Here is a 16,711-nt window from a genome sequence, read left to right as displayed (position 1 = left end):
CCTATGGCTTTGATGCGATTTAACAAGCTTCTGAATCAATCTGGATTAAGGATAGTCTCGCTGGCGAAAAAAGCGCTGGCAGCGGCGGTTATTGTAGCGGTGGTATTTTTCATCGGACGAATATATGAATCGGAACGTGGCCCTGCATTGCAGCGCTGGCATACCTGGTCTGGGGATGAGATGACCGCTGATGAAATCGACCGCGCCAGTTTTGCCAGCTATCTCAAACGGGAAGATAAGATATTTGCCGATTTGCGGCGTGAGGTCAGCGACCAACTGCCTGCCGCTGACAAAACGCCGATAAATCGCTTTTATCGCGACAGCCTGGTCTATCCGCAACGTTTTACGCCAGACTGGAATCGCTCCTTTATATTACTGCCATCCGGCAAACCGCGTGGTGCGGTGGTGTTGCTGCATGGATTAACCGACTCCCCCTACAGCGTGCGCTATCTGGCGGAAGAGTATCAACGGCAAGGTTTTGTCGCGGTGGCGCCGCGCTTACCCGGCCACGGTACCGCGCCGGGCGCATTAACCCGCGTTGATTGGCAGCAATGGCTGGCGACAACCCGCCTGGCGGTTCGGGAAGCGATGCGACGTGCCGGTGGGGATGTGCCGCTGCATCTGGTGGGATATTCTAACGGCGGCGCGCTGGCGCTGAAGTATGCGCTCGATGAATTGACCGATAAATCGCTGGTCAGGCCGCAGCAGATAATACTGTTATCGCCGATGATTGGCGTAACCGCTTTTGCCCGGTTCGCCGGACTGGCTGGACTGCCTTCGATATTTCCCGCCTTTGCGCGCGCGGCGTGGCTAAACGTCGTTCCGGAGTTTAATCCCTATAAATACAATTCCTTTCCGGTAAAGGCAGCGCGCCAGTCGTGGCTGCTGACCCAGGCCTTGCAAAAACAGATTATCCAGGCGGCGCAGAGCCAGCGCTTAGCCTCTATCGCGCCGGTGTTAACTTTTCAGTCGGTGATTGATTCTACAGTCAGTACCCGGGCGGTGGTTGATTCATTATACCGCTATTTGCCGGACAACGGCAGCGAACTGGTGATTTTCGATATTAATCAGGCGGCGAACCTGCGGGCGCTGTTTCGCCCGGCGACTTATTCGGCGGTGAATACCTTGTTACCTCCGGCGCCGCGTCCGTACTCCACGACGATCGTGACGAATGCGACTCCGCACACCCTCGATACCGTCGCGCGCCTGACGCTGGCGGGGCACACTGCCGAGAGAACGCAGGCGCTGCATCTGGCCTGGCCGCAGGATATGTACTCGCTTTCGCATGTCGCGGTGCCGTTCCCCATCACCGATTCGCTGTATGGCCGCGAGCCGACGGAGAAAAACCTTAGCGGTATTAGCCTTGGCACCATTTCGCTACGCGGCGAGACCGCGACGCTGAGCGTCGGCCTTGATACGTTAATGCGCGCCACCTCTAACCCATTTTTCCCCTACCTGCTGCAGCGGGTTAATCAGCGTCTGCCGTCGTTCTCAGAAACACAGGGTGTGCAGTACCGTGCGCAGCGCAATACCGATGAGGGCGGCAGGGGCGACGAAGCGGAAAAGACGCACAAATCTTGAGCTGACGCCAAGGAAAATGCCGATGCCTGGTAGGTCGAAGGTCTGGATGAGCAGCCCTGCGGAGGCGTTAATCTGACTGAGCGTCACTTTACCCTGCTGCGCCAGCTCGGAGATAACCCCGAAATAGGCGGTGCCGCCCGCCACACATTTCACCAGCGCGGGCAGGACGAAGTTTTCGGGGATATGTAGCCATAGCAGCAGCGGCATCAGTACGCGCTGCAGCATCTCGATGACGCCGGCCGCCTGCATCAGGCCGACGATGGTCAACGATAAAATCAGCATCGGCACGGCGCCAAGCGCCAGACGGATAGCGTCGGCGCCGGCGCTATTGATCACCGCAATCAGCCCGTGATTATTTTGTTCGCTTTCCGGGAGCGCTTCTGCCCGGCTGCTCTCGACAATGGATAACTTACGCCCGGTGGCGTACCAGCAGACCGCTGCGGCGCAGAGCCCACCGATAATAGAAATGGCGATCGCGGCCAGCCAGTGCAGGCCGAACGGCGTTAAGGGATAGAAAACGTTGCCCTGACCCATGGCGAAGACCATCGCCAGGGTGGCGGCCATTTGTCGGTCAGAGACGCCGCGTTTATCCATAATTGCCAGTGTGGCAAGTGGGGCCGCAAAGCTGACGAAATTTATCTGAATCAGCGCGAAGGCGCTCATACCGGTCAGCCCAAAGGGCTTCAGCAGCGGCGCCAGCCAGCGCACGATGATGTCGAGAATTCCGCGGACTTCGAGATATTTCATTATGATCAGCATGACGACCATAATGGGTAACAAGGTATAAAGCGCTACGTCGACGGAGGATTTTCCCGCTGACATAATGATGCCGATGACATCCATTTATCTATCACTGTATGCAGGTCAAATAGTTAGCGTCATCATAATCCCGAAGTGGCGAAATGAACAGCTAGCGCAGACAGGTAAGAACAGTGCCTTCACTGAAGTAATACTCGCCGCTGAACTGGCTACCTGCGGGGAAGGCGTCGCTGAGGGTTTTATTAAGGCGCAACGTGAAACGCTGATTTGCCGGGTCGAGAGCGACCATGGCGGCGGCATCGAAATCAAACATCTGCTGCACGCGCGGATAAAGCGCTTTGAACAGGCTTTCTTTGGCTGAGAAAGCCAGCAGCAGTGCCCATTCCTTATCCAGGCCGCAGCAGGAAAGCTGCGCCTGTTCCGTTCTTGAGACAAACATATCGGCGCTTTCCAGCATGATCTCCGGTTGCAGATGCTCGATATCGACCCCTGGATGCAGGCCGTCGTCCTCGGCGCTAACCACCGCGATGGCGATATCTTCGCTATGTGAGACGCTTCCTCGCCAGCCTGCCGGCCAAATTGGCGCGCGGTCCGCGGCGATTAACACCGGCTCTAAGCAGCCGGATTGTCGCAGCAAATAGTGCGCGCAATAGCGCCCGGCCAGATATTCGGCTTTACGTTTGGCGACGGCGCCAGTAAGAGAAGGCGGGAGCGGGATGGCGTACTGGCTAAAAAGAGCGTCCTGTAGTTGCGACCTGGCGAAACGTACCCGACAAAATTTTAACGCCGGGTCAGCGCGAAGATAGCCGCACTCGGCATGCTGAATAAAGGGTTGATCGTGAAAGGTGTCGGTAACGATAAACATGCAGGCTCATCAGGCAAAACAAGTATGGCGCTACCATATCGCAGGTGATGAACGAAGCAGAAGAGTTATGTGAAATATAAAGCAAAAAGCCTGCTCGAAAGCAGGCTTTTTAAATTTGGCTCCTCTGACTGGACTCGAACCAGTGACATACGGATTAACAGTCCGCCGTTCTACCGACTGAACTACAGAGGAATCGTGTGAACGGGGCGCATATTATCGATGACTTGCGGTGTTGTCAAAGGCTGATTCGCCATAAAACGTTCGACTGCTGACAATTTCAACAATCAAAAGCCTTTTATGGCAAAGCTCGCTGGAAATGCACCACGATGGTGCATTTATACCCCTAATGGGGCATATCATGCGCTCATGGAAGCCACCTGTATTATCACAAACCCTTATTTTGCCGCACCGGAAGGGCAATGGCCCAACGACGTAAAACCTGGCAAGCATCTTGCAAAATCCCTGTAACTTAATGGCCAGTAGTGGCATTCCCTTACAGGAGGCAAAATGAACTTAAGACGACTGAAGTATTTTGTGAAAATCGTCGATATCGGCAGTCTGACCCAGGCCGCTGAAGTCTTGCATATCGCACAACCGGCGCTGAGCCAGCAGGTAGCGACCCTGGAAGGTGAACTGGAGCAGAAACTGCTGATCCGCACCAAACGCGGCGTTACACCAACCGAAGCGGGGAAGATTCTCTATACCCACGCGCGGACCATTTTACGCCAGTGTGAGCAGGCGCATCTGGCAGTACATAACGTTGGCCAGACGCTGAGCGGGCAGGTGGCAATTGGCCTTGCGCCGGGAACGGCGGCTTCGGCGATCACCATGCCGCTGTTGCAAACGGTACGTAATGAACTGCCCGAGGTGAACGTATATCTGCAGGAGTGCAGCGGCAGCGTATTGAATGACAAGCTGCTTGGCGGTCAGCTGGACATGGCGGTGCTGTATGAACGTTCGCCGGTGGCGGGCGTGGTCAGCCAGCCGCTGCTGAAAGAGGATTTGTATCTGGTCGGCACGCAAAACTGTCCGGGACAAAGCGTTGATCTTTCAGCCGTTGCGGAAATGAGCCTGTTCTTACCCCGCGACTATAGCGCCGTTTGCGCACGAGTTACGGAGGCTTTCACCTTACGCCGCCTGTCGGCTAAAGTGATTGGCGAGATCGAATCCATCACCACGTTAACTGCGGCAATCGCCAGCGGTATGGGCGTCACCGTACTGCCGGAATCGGCGGCGCGCGCGCTGTGTGGGACGGCTAATGGCTGGATGGCGCGCATCAGCACGCCGTCGATGAGCCTGTCGCTATCGCTGAATACTTCGGCGCGCGGCGGCTTATCTCCTCAAGCGCAGGCGGTCAAAGATATCCTGCTGTCGCTGGTCAGTCGTCCGTCCCTGGAGAATCGTGAATTACAGCTGGTCAGTTAGGTTATATTCTTTTAAGGAATAAGTTGCTGGTTTTTATTATTTGTTTGCCGGGTAAACAGACTTTAACAATAGACATTATGTTATGTCTGAAGACCTGGGGGAAAAGGTGAATTTCCAGCAACTTAAAATTATTCGCGAGGCGGCCCGTCGGGATTACAACCTGACGGAAGTCGCTAACATGCTGTACACCTCGCAATCTGGCGTCAGCCGCCATATTCGTGAGCTGGAAGAAGAGCTGGGGATAGAAATCTTTATCCGCCGCGGTAAACGCTTGCTGGGGATGACCGAGCCCGGTAAAGCTCTGCTCTCTATTGCCGAAAGGATCCTCAACGAAGCCAGCAATGTTCGCCGGCTTGCCGATCTTTTTACCAACGACGCTTCAGGCGTATTAACCATTGCCACCACGCATACTCAGGCACGTTATAGCCTGCCACCGGTGATTAAAGGTTTTCGCGAACTGTTCCCCGATGTGCGGCTGGAGTTAGTGCAGGGGACGCCGCAGGAGATCGAAGCGCTGCTGCACAACGGCGGGGCGGATATTGGTATCGCCAGCGAGCGCTTAAGTAACGACCCGACGCTGGTGGCATTCCCCTGGTTCCGCTGGCACCACAGTTTATTAGTACCGAAAGATCATCCGCTGATTGAGGTTACGCCGCTGACTCTCGAGGCGATTGCGCGCTGGCCGTTAATTACCTACCGCCAGGGCATTACCGGGCGTTCGCGTATTGATGAAGCCTTCACCCGTAAAGGACTGATGCCGGATATCGTTCTCAGCGCCCAGGATTCCGATGTCATTAAAACATACGTGGAGCTGGGGTTAGGGGTGGGGCTGGTGGCGGAGCAATCCGGCGATGCTCGCGAAGCGGATACTTTTACCCGGCTGGAAACACGCCATCTTTTTGATGCCAATACCGTTTGGTTGGGGTTAAAACGCGGTCAGTTACAGCGTAACTACGTCTGGCGTTTCATTGAACTGTGCAATGCCGGGTTGTCATTGGATGAGATTAAGCGCCAGGCGATGGAGCCGGAGGAAGTGGCTATCGATTATCAAATCTGAGTGCGGGCAGCAGGCAAGCGGGAGGCGTCAAAGCAGCTATAATTCATTCACGTGAGTCGCGACTGAGGAAGGGAAAATGATGGTGCGGCGTATGAAGTTGCTTTGCTCTCTGGTGATGATGTTGGCCAGCTACAGCGCATTGGCGGTAAGTTATCCGTTGCCGCCGGAAGGGAGTCGTCTGGTTGGCAGTCCGATTAAAATCAGCGTGCCTGAGCGTAATACCCAGCCGTTGGAAACCTTTGCCGCGCAGTACGGGCAGGGGCTGAGCAACATGCTGGAGGCTAACCCCGGCGTCGATGTCTATTTACCCAAATCCGGAACTTCGTTGATTATTCCGCAGCAATTGATCCTGCCTGCTACCGTGCGTAGCGGTATCGTGATAAACGTCGCCGAGATGCGGCTTTATTATTATCCGCCTGAGGGCACTACCGTCGAGGTGCTACCGATCGGTATTGGCCAGGCGGGGCGCGAGACGCCGCGTAACTGGGTAACGGCCGTGGAACGTAAGCAGGAAGGGCCTACCTGGGTACCGACGGCGAATACCCGTCGTGAGTACGCTAAAGAAGGTAAAACCCTGCCGGCGATGGTACCCGCCGGGCCAGATAATCCAATGGGGCTGTATGCTATCTACATCGGCAGGCTGTATGCCATTCATGGAACTAATGCCAATTTTGGCATTGGCCTGCGGGTGAGCCAGGGCTGTATTCGCCTGCGCAACGATGACATTAAATACTTGTTCGATAATGTACCGGTCGGCACGCGAGTACAGATTATCGATCAGCCGGTGAAGTACACCACCGAGCCGGACGGCAGCCGCTGGCTGGAAGTGCATGAACCGTTGTCGCGTAATCGTTCGGAATTTGAGTCAGACCGCAAAGTGCCGCTGCCGTATACCCCGGCAATACGCGAGTTTGTGCAGGGAGCTGGCGTGAACGTCGGGCGCGCGGATTCAGCGTTACAGAGACGTTCCGGGATGCCGGTGAATATTAGTAGCTCAGCGGTGGAAGCCAGTTTTTAACGGCATGAAGGCTAAAAAGCAAAAAGCCTGCTTAAAAGCAGGCTTTTTAAATTTGGCTCCTCTGACTGGACTCGAACCAGTGACATACGGATTAACAGTCCGCCGTTCTACCGACTGAACTACAGAGGAATCGTGTGAACGAGGCGCATACTACTGGCCTCGCATTTTGGTGTCAACACTAAATTTAACCAGCTGATTCAATTGGCGAAATTTAGTTCAAAGCGTGTTTTTAATGAACAACCCGCACGTCGTCTTTATCCAGCAGATCGTTTTGCCGTAAACGTTGTAGCGGATCCTGACGATAGAACTGGCAGAACCGCTGCCATAGCGCCGGGAAACGGGGGGCGAATAGCTCTGGGGCGCTAAAGAAATATTCAGATAGCACCGCAAAGCACTCTGCCGGGTCGGTTGCCGCATAGGCATCAATGCTGGCGGCGCTTTCGCCGACCAAATCGATCTCATCCTGAATGTTGTTCATCGCCGCATGTAGGTCGTGCTCCCAACCAGCGACTTCACGCAAGGGAATGAAAGGAACCCCGCTGGCGCGATCGCCGTTGCGCGAATCCAGCTTGTGCGCGACCTCATGCACGATCAGGTTAAAACCGGAGGCATCGAAAGAGTCCTGAATATCTAACCAGTTAAGGATAATGGGACCCTGCTGCCAGCTTTGCCCGGATTGCACAACGCGTTGATTATGCACCAGGCCGATGTCATCTTCCCATTCGTCATCAACGACAAAGGGGGCAGGGTAGATCAAGACTTCATGGAAGCCATCTAACCATTCAAGGCCGAGTTCAAGTACCGGCAGGCAAAAGAGTAGTGCGATACGCGCGCTGTGTAGTGGGGTTAACTCAAATCCCTGTAACGGCACCAGACGTTTTTGCTGTAAAAAACGAGCTGCCATTTGGCACAGCTGCTGCTGTTCCTGTTGAGTGAGGTTTGCTAAAACCGGAATGGCAACCGCTTGTTGCCACGGGATTTCGCCATTACCTGTCTGTTCTTCTGCTTTCCACGGCCATTTAAACATCATATCGCTCGCAAAGTCGTCACTTGAACTCAATTTAAGGGACTGGAGCTATTAAAATGCCAAAGAACCTGGCATTATAGCAACCTCAACAGCGGAGAGATGCCGGAGCGGCTGAACGGACCGGTCTCGAAAACCGGAGTAGGGGCAACTCTACCGGGGGTTCAAATCCCCCTCTCTCCGCCACTATTCAATCACTTACGCCAATTCCCTTCAACGACATCCATCACACTTGGTATACTGTTGGTATATTCCGTTGCTATATTTTTATCAATAATCATCTTCTGAATCCTCGATAATTGCTACACCGGGTGTGGGCGGAACGTTGCCTATCTTTGCTCGAACTTTCCTGTTATGAAATGCCTTTCGCTTTCAAGATTATTTTGAGTTTACGCCCTAACCATTCAATAGCACCTCCGTGATCCTTTTCACGGCAATCCTAAGAGGCTTCAGTATGGGGAGCAGGTTTGCCGGCAGGCACATGAAAGAGTGTGGTCAGTAGCCCACCTACCGGTATAGAGGTGGTGATGATGAACACATCTCGTCCCGAATCGCCTTGAGAGGCAGTTTACAGTAGCAAAGTTCCATCTGGAGTGGTGCGGTGATAATAGTTCTGCAAAAAGTTATTCACGGAATTTACTGTCGTAAATAGACGATCTTGATAAGTCAGTGTGACGGAATGAATGGATTAACATAAAAAGTTGCAGGTTATCGAAGCTTCAATCCCTGCAACTACAAAATTACCTGATGTATCGATAGCCAGTAAGAAAATTTATTGGCGAATGAGTATACTCCTCCAGAATTCTTCTGTTGTGAGCTTGTTAGTCACTTCTGAGTATTTTTTTCTCTGTGTTCTCGATGCAAGGATTATCTTTAAGGTATTAAACAATATCTCAATAAAACCTGATGCCTGCTGTTTTTTTGATGCCTCAGCAATATAGCCTGTTTTATTGCCGCGGTCGTAATAAAAAACCTTTTTGTACCTGAAAATCTGTCTCAGTGACACGCCTGATGTCTTTTCCTGATAAATGATTTTGTTTTTTGAAGGCGCCAGAAATCCATTTAACGTAATAATTCTGAAAAGTCGCCGTGATTTTGTTTCGAAATTACACTTAAACTCTACGCTGTTATCTGGAGGAGATATCGGTTTCATTTTTTCATTAAAAGTTATAGCATTTAATGCTTCACGAACATCCTTCATGTCTGCATTATTTTTCCAAAAGTCGGGATCGCCATAGACATGTTTGAAAGCTAAATTGATGGCGGCTGCACTACCATATTGATGAGCAAGCAGGCTTTTCAGATGAAAGGAAATATATGTGCCAATTATGTCTTTAACTGGTCGGCCAAAAAATAACATATTTACAAGATGATTGCGCGTATCAAGGTAGGCCGTCAACGGTGAGGTCTTAGAAGAGAAATCTTCCTCCGCATAACAAGCAATGCCATTTGTTGTTAATATATCAAAGTCGTTCATCATGCCGAATAAGATATCATCACCGCGAACAAAAAAAGGAAATGCAAAACTCTTGACGTGATTTATCGGGAATGCAAAGAACCACCACGCGCCATAGTTAGGAAATTGCATGAGGGTTTCTGTTTTTACCAAGGATTCCACATCATTTAACCGCCACCCTGAGTAAATTGGATGACATACCCTATCAAAAAATGCACCTTTTTCAACTAAAGCATCGGGGCGCACACCGGTAAATAATGAACCAGAAACCGCAGCGTTGTCGTTTAATGCATAACTCAGTACAGAGTATGTCTTTTTGATGCATTCGGCTTCGCAACTTGCATCATCATCCATGAATAATGTGTGGGTGAAATCACCTTCATCAATGTAATGAAGTAGACCTCTCATAAATCCACCCGCACCACCAGTATTCTTATTGGGAATAACCCTAATCCCATTAGCCTCGCGAGCCGTTATATTCTTTGAGTTATCAATAACGGTAAAGTCAATGAGTCCGCGATAGTCATCATTTTCTAGTATTTCTCGCTTTATTCTCATCATTGAGGGGATGACATATTTTTTTCTGTCAAAATGTGTTATTGATATTCCGAGCTTTACTTTTCTGCGGGGAGATTGATTGGTAAACCATTCGCCGCTATTAAGGGAGACAATCCCATTTATCGGAGTTATTTCTATATATATAATGCCGCGATTGAGAGTGTCAGCCAAATCCAGAGTGAATATTTCTTGAGACAGGCTATTCAGCGACACGGTTGCTGATGCCAGTTCATATCTTGACATTTCTTCTGTAATAAGCAAGGCGCTGATTTTTGCTAAGCCAGTGCCTGATGCATTGAATGCAAGATCGTGTATTCCGCATTTTTCTTTCCAGAGAATAGTGGAAAAACCATTGTAATAGGTATCAAAAGAAATTTTCCCTCCGGGAAATACGGTAATAATATTTTCCGAAAATGAAAAAAGGCTCCCTCTGATGTACATGCTTTCAGATGCACCAAACCTGGCGTTTGGCATAACCAACCGCTGTAAGCATTTTGCTGTTTCCATTATTCCTCTTTTTATTATGTAATGCCTGGTGAAATTTAATAGGATGGTTGACAACTAACCGAGATTATTATTGGCGATGCTGCCCGTGGCTATCGCAACCAAATGGCATACCTGAACAATATTATTGACCATCCGTATTAGTCGCTAGTGTTATCGCAATTTTAAGAGAAAACGAATCCCATAACTTTCTTCGCTTGCCATGGGATTTTACATGGCATAGCCCTTATCCATGTTAGTTTGAGACGTTTTCCTGCATCGCGGCTGAAATTTAATGTCTCTTGTCATACATGTATTTGCTAACTTTAGAACAACAATCATCACAGAGACGATCCTTCTCAGCCATTAACCTTTCGAAAAACCTAAGCTTCTTACCGCAGCGCATGCAGTATTTACATTTAAATAATTTCACTGTGTAACTATACCAATTTGTTGTTTTTTCAATCAATGCATTTCAGACAGCTAAACCTGCTGTAGTCATGCTCTCATAAGGGTTTTTACGTGTTGTGAAGCGACACGACAAAGCTCCTCACGCTATAAGCTAGCTCGGTTATTACCTGTTTAAGAGTCACAAAATGTCCTTCCCTGTGAAGGGGATATTTTAAAGGCGTATTTTTCATGTGGATAATTGTTATGACAGATCGATTTTGTTAAATCGATCGGTTAAAACGATCGTTTTTGTAAGGGTATTCCGTTCTGGTACTGGAGTGGGGGGAGATGTAGGGAGTGTAAGAGAGAGGGTCACCCGGCAACCGTAGGGCAAATATCCTGCCTTCTGTGCCAGAGTATTATTGAGCCATTCCCATGACAAAAGTTTGAATTACTTCAGTGGATTGATATATGCCGACGCCGCGAAAAGCCGATCGTTAAAACGAAAAAAGCCTGCACGTGGCAGGCTTTGATAATGAGGGGATGTTAGAACTGGTAGACCAGGCCCAGCGCGACTACGTCATCTGTCGCAATGCCGTTGGCGCGGTAGAAGTAGTCGTCTTCGTCCAGCAGGTTGATTTTGTAATCAACGTAGGTAGACATGTTTTTGTTGAAGTAGTAAGTCATACCCACATCAACGTATTTAACCAGGTCTTTGTCGCCGCTGTTGTACAGGTCTTTACCTTTAGACTGCAGATAAGCGACAGATGGACGCAGCGGTAAATCGAAATCGTCGAACTGATACTGGGCAACAACTTCGAAGTTCTGAGTCTTGTTGGCAATACCGCCGCCAAGATAGCTGGTGGATTTACCGAAGGAAGTCATGTTGCGGGTTTCCGCGTACATTGCGGCCAGGTAGATGTTGTTAGCATCGTATTTCGCGCCCACGGTCCAGGCATCGGCTTTATCGCCGCCGGCGTAAGCGCTGTTGGCCGCTGCGGCCACCTGATTGTTGGTACGGTCTGAAGAAGCATATGCCGCGCCGAAGCTGATGCCCATGCCGAGATCGTAGGAAGAGGAGATACCGAAACCGTCGCCATTTTCACGCGCCAGTTTACGACCACCGCCGTTATTGGTGCCTTCGCCGGAGCCAGCGTTTTCGTTATTACCCTGATACTGCAGGGCAAAGCTCAGACCATCAACCAGGCCGAAGAAATCGCTGTTACGATAGGTCGCCACGCCGTTGGTACGGCCAAGCATGAAGACGTCAGTTTGGGTGTAGCTGTCGCCGCCGAATTCCGGCAGTACGTCGGTCCACGCTTCGACATCATAGATAACGCCGTAGTTACGGCCGTAGTCCAGAGAACCGTAGTCAGCAAATTTCAGACCCGCGAAGCCCAGACGGGTCCAGGAGTTAGCGCCTTCACCTTCAGTGGTGTTAGCCTGAATGTTGTATTCCCACTGGCCGTAGCCGGTCAGCTGATCGTTGATCTGCGTTTCGCCTTTCACGCCTAAACGCGCGTAGGTTTGGTCGCCATCTTCAGAAGCGTCGTCGGAGAAATAGTGCAGACCGTCAACTTTTCCGTAGAGGTCAAGCTTGTTGCCGTTTTTGTTATAAATTTCCGCAGAGTGCGCCGCGCCTGCTGCTAATAACGCTGGCAGCATAATAGCCAATACTTTTCTTTTCATTATGTATTCCCTTTAATCATAATTAATATGAATTGTCTAATTCCCTGTGGAATGACGAATTGATACTAGCCGCTTAAGTTCATTTTTAATTAAATAAAAAATGTAATAAAAGTATATTAAAATATTTCAAAATATTTATTTTATATTCAATATATGTATTTTCTATTCTTTGGGTAATATATATTCTCGTGGATTATTGATGTTTTATTTTGTTTTTTAATGTCAGTCGGTTTTTAATTTCCGGTGATAATGATATCTATGCTATAAATGACATTACAATATCATCGCTTATAATGTGATAAGTTATATTATTAAATAATTTTGTTTGATAATGAATATCGTTGGATTTCATCAAATCGTCTTATTTAAAAGCATGGCGATATCCGTAGTATATAAAGGTGCTGACCCTAACCAACATTCGTGGATGGCAAAACACGCCCGGCACCATACTCATGCTTCCAGATAAGCACGATAATTGTATAATGTGATGTGTGTCACAGATGTGTGGTTGGCGATGATGCGCTGTGGTTGATATAGGGAGAAGGATTTAATGGACGCTAAAGCGAAACGGGGCCCCGGTGGAAAGCTGGCGTTATGGGCTTTTTACGCCTTTTGCGGTTATTTTGTGTGGGCGATGGTACGGTACTGGTGGATAGTGGGTCGCATTCAAAGCGTCCCCGGCGTCAGCATTGATGGCGAATTGGGGTCAACGGCGGGCAAATGGATTGGCGCGCTGCTGGGTTTTTTGGTGCTGGGAGGAGTGGGGGCAATCCTTGGGGCGATAGCCTGGTACACGCGTCCCCCTATTCAGGTACATGAACAGCGCGATTAAAGTTGCTATGCTCGAGGCTAGTCCAGGCATCAGGAAACGCTCATGTTATTAGCTGAATGGCAACAACGATTTGAAAACTGGTTAAATACGCATCATGCGCAGGAGGATGCGGCTCATGACATTTCGCACTTTCGCCGCGTCTGGAGTACCGCGCAGCAGCTGGTCGGCGATAGCGGCGCTGACGAGTTGGTTATCCTGACGGCCTGCTACTTTCACGATATTGTCAGCCTGGCTAAAAACCATCCTCAGCGTCATAAGTCTTCGCGGATGGCGGCAGAGAAAACGAGGTCTATCCTGCAAAGCGCTTTCCCCGACTTTCCCGCCGACCGTTATCCTGCAGTTATGCATGCTATTGAAGCGCATAGCTTTAGTGCGGCTATATTACCGCAAAGTGTAGAGGCGAAAATTGTCCAGGATGCGGACCGACTGGAAGCGCTGGGGGCGATTGGTCTGGCTCGTGTTTTTGCCGTTTCCGGCGCGCTAAACACTATCTTGTTTGATGCTGACGATCCCTTTGCTGACCAGCGCGATCTAGATGACAAGAAATTTGCCCTCGACCATTTTCAGTGCAAATTGTTACGCCTGCCCGAGACCATGCAAACGGAGCAGGGGAGAGCGCTGGCGGTGCATAATGCCCAATTTCTGGTGCAATTTATGGCGAAGCTGGGCGCCGAACTGCGTGGCGACCCGTTGTCGTTGGATGAAGCGGTTTTGCGCCGCTTTGCGCCTGCGGTTTAAATCCGTTGCGACTATTTGTGGTACTCTCTGCAAAAATTGTCCGTGCTGGTTGAGGTTATGCCGCAAAAATTATCCAAAGAAAATCTCCTGTCTGAGCCGTCAGGGGAACACGCGCAGGCGTTATTGCGCCAGCTGATGACGATCTATGATGTCAAAACCCTGGTCGCGCAGCTGCTAGCGGTTGGCGATCAGCACTGGAGCCCGGCGATACTCAAACGGGTGGCGACGGTGAGTCATGCGGCAAGCAGGTTAACGAACGCGGAGTGCGCTTTTCTGGCGAGCCTGTTACCGTCTCCGCCGCGCCATCATCCAGACTATACGTTTCGTTTTATCGATCTCTTCGCCGGCATTGGCGGTATTCGCCACGGCTTTGAAGCTATTGGCGGGCAGTGCGTATTTACCAGCGAGTGGAATAAACACGCTGTACGTACCTATAAAGCTAACTGGTATTGCGATCCGCTGCAGCACAGCTTTAACGCCGATATCCGAGAAATTACCCTCAGCCAGCGCACCGATATCAGTGATGAAGAGGCGGCGAAGTCTATCCGCGAGGCGATCCCGCAACATGATGTACTGCTCGCGGGCTTCCCCTGCCAGCCCTTTTCCCTGGCCGGGGTATCAAAGAAGAATGCCATGGGGCGCGCCCATGGTTTTGCCTGTGAAACTCAGGGAACACTTTTTTTTGATGTTGTCAGAATTATTGCCGCCCGTCGTCCGCCGATCTTCGTGCTGGAAAACGTCAAGAATCTGAAGAGCCACGATAAAGGCAGAACCTTTCGCATTATCATGCAGACGCTGGATGAGCTTGGTTATGAGGTGGCGGATGCCAATCATGTAGGCGCCGATGACCCCAAGGTTATCGATGGGCGTCATTTCTTACCCCAGCACCGTGAGCGTATTGTGCTGGTGGGTTTTCGTCGCGATTTACAATTGCATGAAGGATTTACGCTGCGCGATATCACCAGTTTGTATCCGCCGCAGCGGCCAACCTTCGGCGAGTTATTGGATCCCACCGTCGATGCTAAATTCATTCTGACGCCGGTTCTGTGGAAGTATCTCTATCGTTACGCGCGTAAACATCAGGCGCGTGGCAACGGTTTCGGTTACGGTCTGGTCGACCCGACCAATCCAGGCAGCGTCGCGCGAACGCTATCTGCGCGCTACTACAAAGATGGCGCTGAGATCCTGGTCGATCGCGGTTGGGATAAACCATTGGGCGAAAAGCATTTTGACGATCCACAAAATCAACTACGCCGCCCGCGGCGTTTAACACCGCGCGAGTGCGCGAGATTGATGGGCTTCGAAGCACCGGGAGAACACCGTTTTCGTATTCCTGTTTCCGATACTCAGGCCTATCGCCAATTCGGTAATTCGGTGGTAGTCCCGGTGTTTGCCGCGGTAGCAAAACTGCTGGCGCCGCGGATTGCCGAAGCGGTAAAACTGCGCGTTGCCGGAGATAGCGATGGCGGACGTTCACGATAAGGCCACTCGTAGTAAAAATATGCGCGCTATCGCAACCCGCGATACGGCAATTGAGAAGCTGTTGGCGGCGCTGCTAACGCAGGCTGGATTCACTTTTCGCGTTCAGGAAGCATCGCTACCCGGGCGGCCTGATTTTCTGCTGCCTGACTACCGCTGCGTTATCTTTACCCATGGCTGCTTTTGGCACCATCATCACTGTTATCTGTTCAAAGTACCGGCGACCCGTACCGATTTCTGGCTGAAAAAGATTGGCGCTAACGTGCGGCGCGATCGCCGTGACCTGGCGATGTTGATAGAACAAGGCTGGCGGGTGCTTATTGTCTGGGAGTGCGCGCTCCGCGGGCAGCAGAAATTAAGCGATGAGGCCTTACGCGATCGTCTGGAGGAGTGGATCTGCGGCGGTGGAAATTGCGCGCAGATCGACACTCAGGGCATCGGTTTTATCGATCCGATTGACAAGGAGTAACGGTTGAGCGGGCAGGGAAGAGATATTTACCTAGCGTCACTAATACGACGGCGAAAATAATCACCACCAGCGCCAGCCACTCGATCATGGAGAGACTTTCACCGCCAAACCCGGTCCCCAGTAGCACGGCGACCACCGGGTTGACATAGGCATAGCTGGTAGCAACCGCCGGCGTCACGTTACGTATCAGATACATATAGGCGTTAATGGCGATAAGCGAGCCAAAAATGGCCAGATAAGCAACGGCCAAAATACCGGACCAGGACGGCATTTGAGTGAGCTTCTCCCCTGAGAACCATGATGCCGCGGAAAGCACAATCCCTGCCGCCAGCATTTCAATCGCGCCAGCCATCATCCCGGTTGGTAATTCAATACGCGAGCCGTAAACCGAGCCAAACGCCCAGCTCAGGGAACCAATCAGAATCAGCAATGCTCCCCAGGGGTTGCCGCTGAGATTGCCGCCGCTATTGAGCATCACAATTCCCGCCAGGCCAATCGCGATACCGAACCATTCCAGCTTGCGCGTGACAATGCCAAAAAAACGGCTGAAGCAGAGCGTAAATAGCGGGACGGTGGCGACCATCACCGCGGCGATACCTGATGGTACATGCTGATGTTCTGCAAGAGTAACGAAGCCATTGCCGACGGCAAGCAACAGGATGCCTATCAGCGCCGCATTAAGTAGCGGTCGTCGGGCCGGGAGTTTATGACCGGTGGCCAGTAAATAGATAAGCAACACGCCGCCGGCAGAGAGAAAGCGGATCCCGGCCATCATCAACGGCGGCCAGCTGGCGACGCCAATAGCGATAGCAAAATAGGTTGACCCCCAAATGATATACAGCGCAAACAGCGCGCCGATAAGGGGGAACAGCTGACGGGTAGACATAC

Annotated in this window: 14 protein-coding genes and 3 tRNA genes; 9 read left to right on the top strand and 8 right to left on the bottom strand. The window is 51.0% G+C overall.

Going from position 1 to position 16,711, the window contains the following annotated elements; genetic code table 11:
* Window positions 1–3 precede the first annotated feature (3 nt).
* Window positions 4–1,581, top strand: coding sequence for an alpha/beta hydrolase (locus tag PGR29_RS05305; protein WP_410477022.1), 1,578 nt, complete (start codon window positions 4–6; stop codon window positions 1,579–1,581).
* On the opposite strand, the gene PGR29_RS05300 is transcribed toward PGR29_RS05305, so the two are convergent.
* The 3 genes from PGR29_RS05300 to PGR29_RS05290 all read right to left on the bottom strand — a co-directional run bounded on the left by PGR29_RS05300 (window position 1,492) and on the right by PGR29_RS05290 (window position 3,397).
* A complete protein-coding gene (locus PGR29_RS05300; RefSeq protein ID WP_316424181.1) occupies window positions 1,492–2,424 on the bottom strand; it encodes a nucleoside recognition domain-containing protein in 933 nt (310 codons plus the stop codon). The genes PGR29_RS05305 and PGR29_RS05300 overlap by 90 nt on opposite strands.
* A gap of 67 nt (window positions 2,425–2,491) precedes the next feature.
* The gene (locus PGR29_RS05295) at window positions 2,492–3,205 is read right to left on the bottom strand and encodes a 4'-phosphopantetheinyl transferase family protein (protein WP_213316853.1); all 714 of its coding nucleotides are present in this window, start codon (window positions 3,203–3,205) and stop codon (window positions 2,492–2,494) included.
* A gap of 116 nt (window positions 3,206–3,321) precedes the next feature.
* Window positions 3,322–3,397, bottom strand: a tRNA-Asn gene (locus PGR29_RS05290).
* Between the two features lie 315 nt (window positions 3,398–3,712).
* On the opposite strand from PGR29_RS05290, the gene nac reads away from it, so the two are divergent.
* The 3 genes from nac (at window position 3,713) to ldtA (ending at window position 6,705) form a co-directional block, all read left to right on the top strand.
* Window positions 3,713–4,630: a nitrogen assimilation transcriptional regulator NAC gene (gene nac, locus PGR29_RS05285; protein WP_087860503.1), complete on the top strand. Its 918-nt coding sequence runs from the start codon at window positions 3,713–3,715 to the stop codon at window positions 4,628–4,630.
* A 106-nt stretch (window positions 4,631–4,736) separates the two neighbouring features.
* Complete coding sequence (gene cbl, locus PGR29_RS05280; RefSeq protein ID WP_213316920.1) at window positions 4,737–5,687, top strand: HTH-type transcriptional regulator Cbl; 951 nt, start codon at window positions 4,737–4,739, stop codon at window positions 5,685–5,687.
* Window positions 5,688–5,763: 76 nt separating this feature from the next.
* Entirely contained in the window at window positions 5,764–6,705 is a 942-nt protein-coding gene (gene ldtA / locus PGR29_RS05275) for a L,D-transpeptidase (RefSeq protein ID WP_316424180.1), read from the top strand.
* Between the two features lie 53 nt (window positions 6,706–6,758).
* Here ldtA and PGR29_RS05270 read toward each other — a convergent pair.
* Both PGR29_RS05270 and mtfA read right to left on the bottom strand, forming a co-directional pair.
* A tRNA-Asn gene (locus tag PGR29_RS05270) sits at window positions 6,759–6,834 on the bottom strand.
* 100 nt (window positions 6,835–6,934) lie between these two features.
* Window positions 6,935–7,735 carry a DgsA anti-repressor MtfA gene (mtfA, locus tag PGR29_RS05265; protein WP_316424179.1) on the bottom strand — a complete coding sequence of 267 codons (801 nt, stop codon included), beginning with the start codon at window positions 7,733–7,735 and terminating at the stop codon, window positions 6,935–6,937.
* 90 nt (window positions 7,736–7,825) lie between these two features.
* Here mtfA and PGR29_RS05260 point away from each other — a divergent pair.
* A tRNA-Ser gene (locus PGR29_RS05260) sits at window positions 7,826–7,915 on the top strand.
* Window positions 7,916–8,501: 586 nt separating this feature from the next.
* Here PGR29_RS05260 and PGR29_RS05255 read toward each other — a convergent pair.
* Window positions 8,502–10,250: a glycosyltransferase gene (locus PGR29_RS05255; RefSeq protein ID WP_087860505.1), complete on the bottom strand. Its 1,749-nt coding sequence runs from the start codon at window positions 10,248–10,250 to the stop codon at window positions 8,502–8,504.
* Between the two features lie 912 nt (window positions 10,251–11,162).
* Complete coding sequence (ompC, locus tag PGR29_RS05250; RefSeq protein WP_213794517.1) at window positions 11,163–12,305, bottom strand: porin OmpC; 1,143 nt, start codon at window positions 12,303–12,305, stop codon at window positions 11,163–11,165.
* Window positions 12,306–12,855: 550 nt separating this feature from the next.
* On the opposite strand from ompC, the gene drpB reads away from it, so the two are divergent.
* Genes drpB through PGR29_RS05230 form a run of 4 tightly spaced genes read left to right on the top strand, consistent with a single transcriptional unit; the run spans window position 12,856 to window position 15,823 of the window.
* A complete protein-coding gene (drpB, locus tag PGR29_RS05245) occupies window positions 12,856–13,137 on the top strand; it encodes a cell division protein DrpB (protein WP_213316858.1) in 282 nt (93 codons plus the stop codon).
* Window positions 13,138–13,179: 42 nt separating this feature from the next.
* Window positions 13,180–13,875: a phosphohydrolase gene (locus tag PGR29_RS05240; protein WP_271031480.1), complete on the top strand. Its 696-nt coding sequence runs from the start codon at window positions 13,180–13,182 to the stop codon at window positions 13,873–13,875.
* 57 nt (window positions 13,876–13,932) lie between these two features.
* Window positions 13,933–15,357 (top strand): DNA cytosine methyltransferase, encoded by a 1,425-nt coding sequence (locus PGR29_RS05235; RefSeq protein ID WP_087860509.1) that lies wholly within the window; start codon window positions 13,933–13,935, stop codon window positions 15,355–15,357.
* A complete protein-coding gene (locus PGR29_RS05230; RefSeq protein ID WP_271031481.1) occupies window positions 15,338–15,823 on the top strand; it encodes a very short patch repair endonuclease in 486 nt (161 codons plus the stop codon). The genes PGR29_RS05235 and PGR29_RS05230 overlap by 20 nt, the downstream gene beginning before the upstream one ends.
* Here the strand turns inward: PGR29_RS05230 and yedA are convergent.
* On the bottom strand, window positions 15,798–16,709 hold the full coding sequence (gene yedA, locus PGR29_RS05225; RefSeq protein WP_271031482.1) for a drug/metabolite exporter YedA: 912 nt from the start codon (window positions 16,707–16,709) through the stop codon (window positions 15,798–15,800). The two genes, PGR29_RS05230 and yedA, sit on opposite strands and share 26 nt — an antisense overlap.
* Window positions 16,710–16,711: the final 2 nt, after the last annotated feature.

Source organism: Klebsiella sp. 141203, from assembly GCF_032601985.1.
In the GTDB taxonomy this organism is placed as follows: domain Bacteria; phylum Pseudomonadota; class Gammaproteobacteria; order Enterobacterales; family Enterobacteriaceae; genus Klebsiella; species Klebsiella aerogenes.
Note: the sequence above shows the minus strand (reverse complement) of the source record. Positions and strands in the feature narration are given on the sequence as shown.

Excerpts from the sequence above, each read along its gene's own strand:
- PGR29_RS05305 (WP_410477022.1), top strand. The coding sequence starts at position 4 with ATGGCTTTGATGCGATTTAACAAGCTTCTGAATCAATCTGGATTAAGG.
- drpB (WP_213316858.1), top strand. The coding sequence starts at position 12,856 with ATGGACGCTAAAGCGAAACGGGGCCCCGGTGGAAAGCTGGCGTTATGG.
- ompC (WP_213794517.1), bottom strand. The coding sequence starts at position 12,305 with ATGAAAAGAAAAGTATTGGCTATTATGCTGCCAGCGTTATTAGCAGCA.
- PGR29_RS05240 (WP_271031480.1), top strand. The coding sequence starts at position 13,180 with ATGTTATTAGCTGAATGGCAACAACGATTTGAAAACTGGTTAAATACG.
- mtfA (WP_316424179.1), bottom strand. The coding sequence starts at position 7,735 with ATGATGTTTAAATGGCCGTGGAAAGCAGAAGAACAGACAGGTAATGGC.
- ldtA (WP_316424180.1), top strand. The coding sequence starts at position 5,764 with ATGATGGTGCGGCGTATGAAGTTGCTTTGCTCTCTGGTGATGATGTTG.
- PGR29_RS05255 (WP_087860505.1), bottom strand. The coding sequence starts at position 10,250 with ATGGAAACAGCAAAATGCTTACAGCGGTTGGTTATGCCAAACGCCAGG.
- yedA (WP_271031482.1), bottom strand. The coding sequence starts at position 16,709 with ATGTCTACCCGTCAGCTGTTCCCCCTTATCGGCGCGCTGTTTGCGCTG.
- PGR29_RS05235 (WP_087860509.1), top strand. The coding sequence starts at position 13,933 with ATGCCGCAAAAATTATCCAAAGAAAATCTCCTGTCTGAGCCGTCAGGG.
- PGR29_RS05295 (WP_213316853.1), bottom strand. The coding sequence starts at position 3,205 with ATGTTTATCGTTACCGACACCTTTCACGATCAACCCTTTATTCAGCAT.
- PGR29_RS05230 (WP_271031481.1), top strand. The coding sequence starts at position 15,338 with ATGGCGGACGTTCACGATAAGGCCACTCGTAGTAAAAATATGCGCGCT.
- PGR29_RS05300 (WP_316424181.1), bottom strand. The coding sequence starts at position 2,424 with ATGGATGTCATCGGCATCATTATGTCAGCGGGAAAATCCTCCGTCGAC.
- nac (WP_087860503.1), top strand. The coding sequence starts at position 3,713 with ATGAACTTAAGACGACTGAAGTATTTTGTGAAAATCGTCGATATCGGC.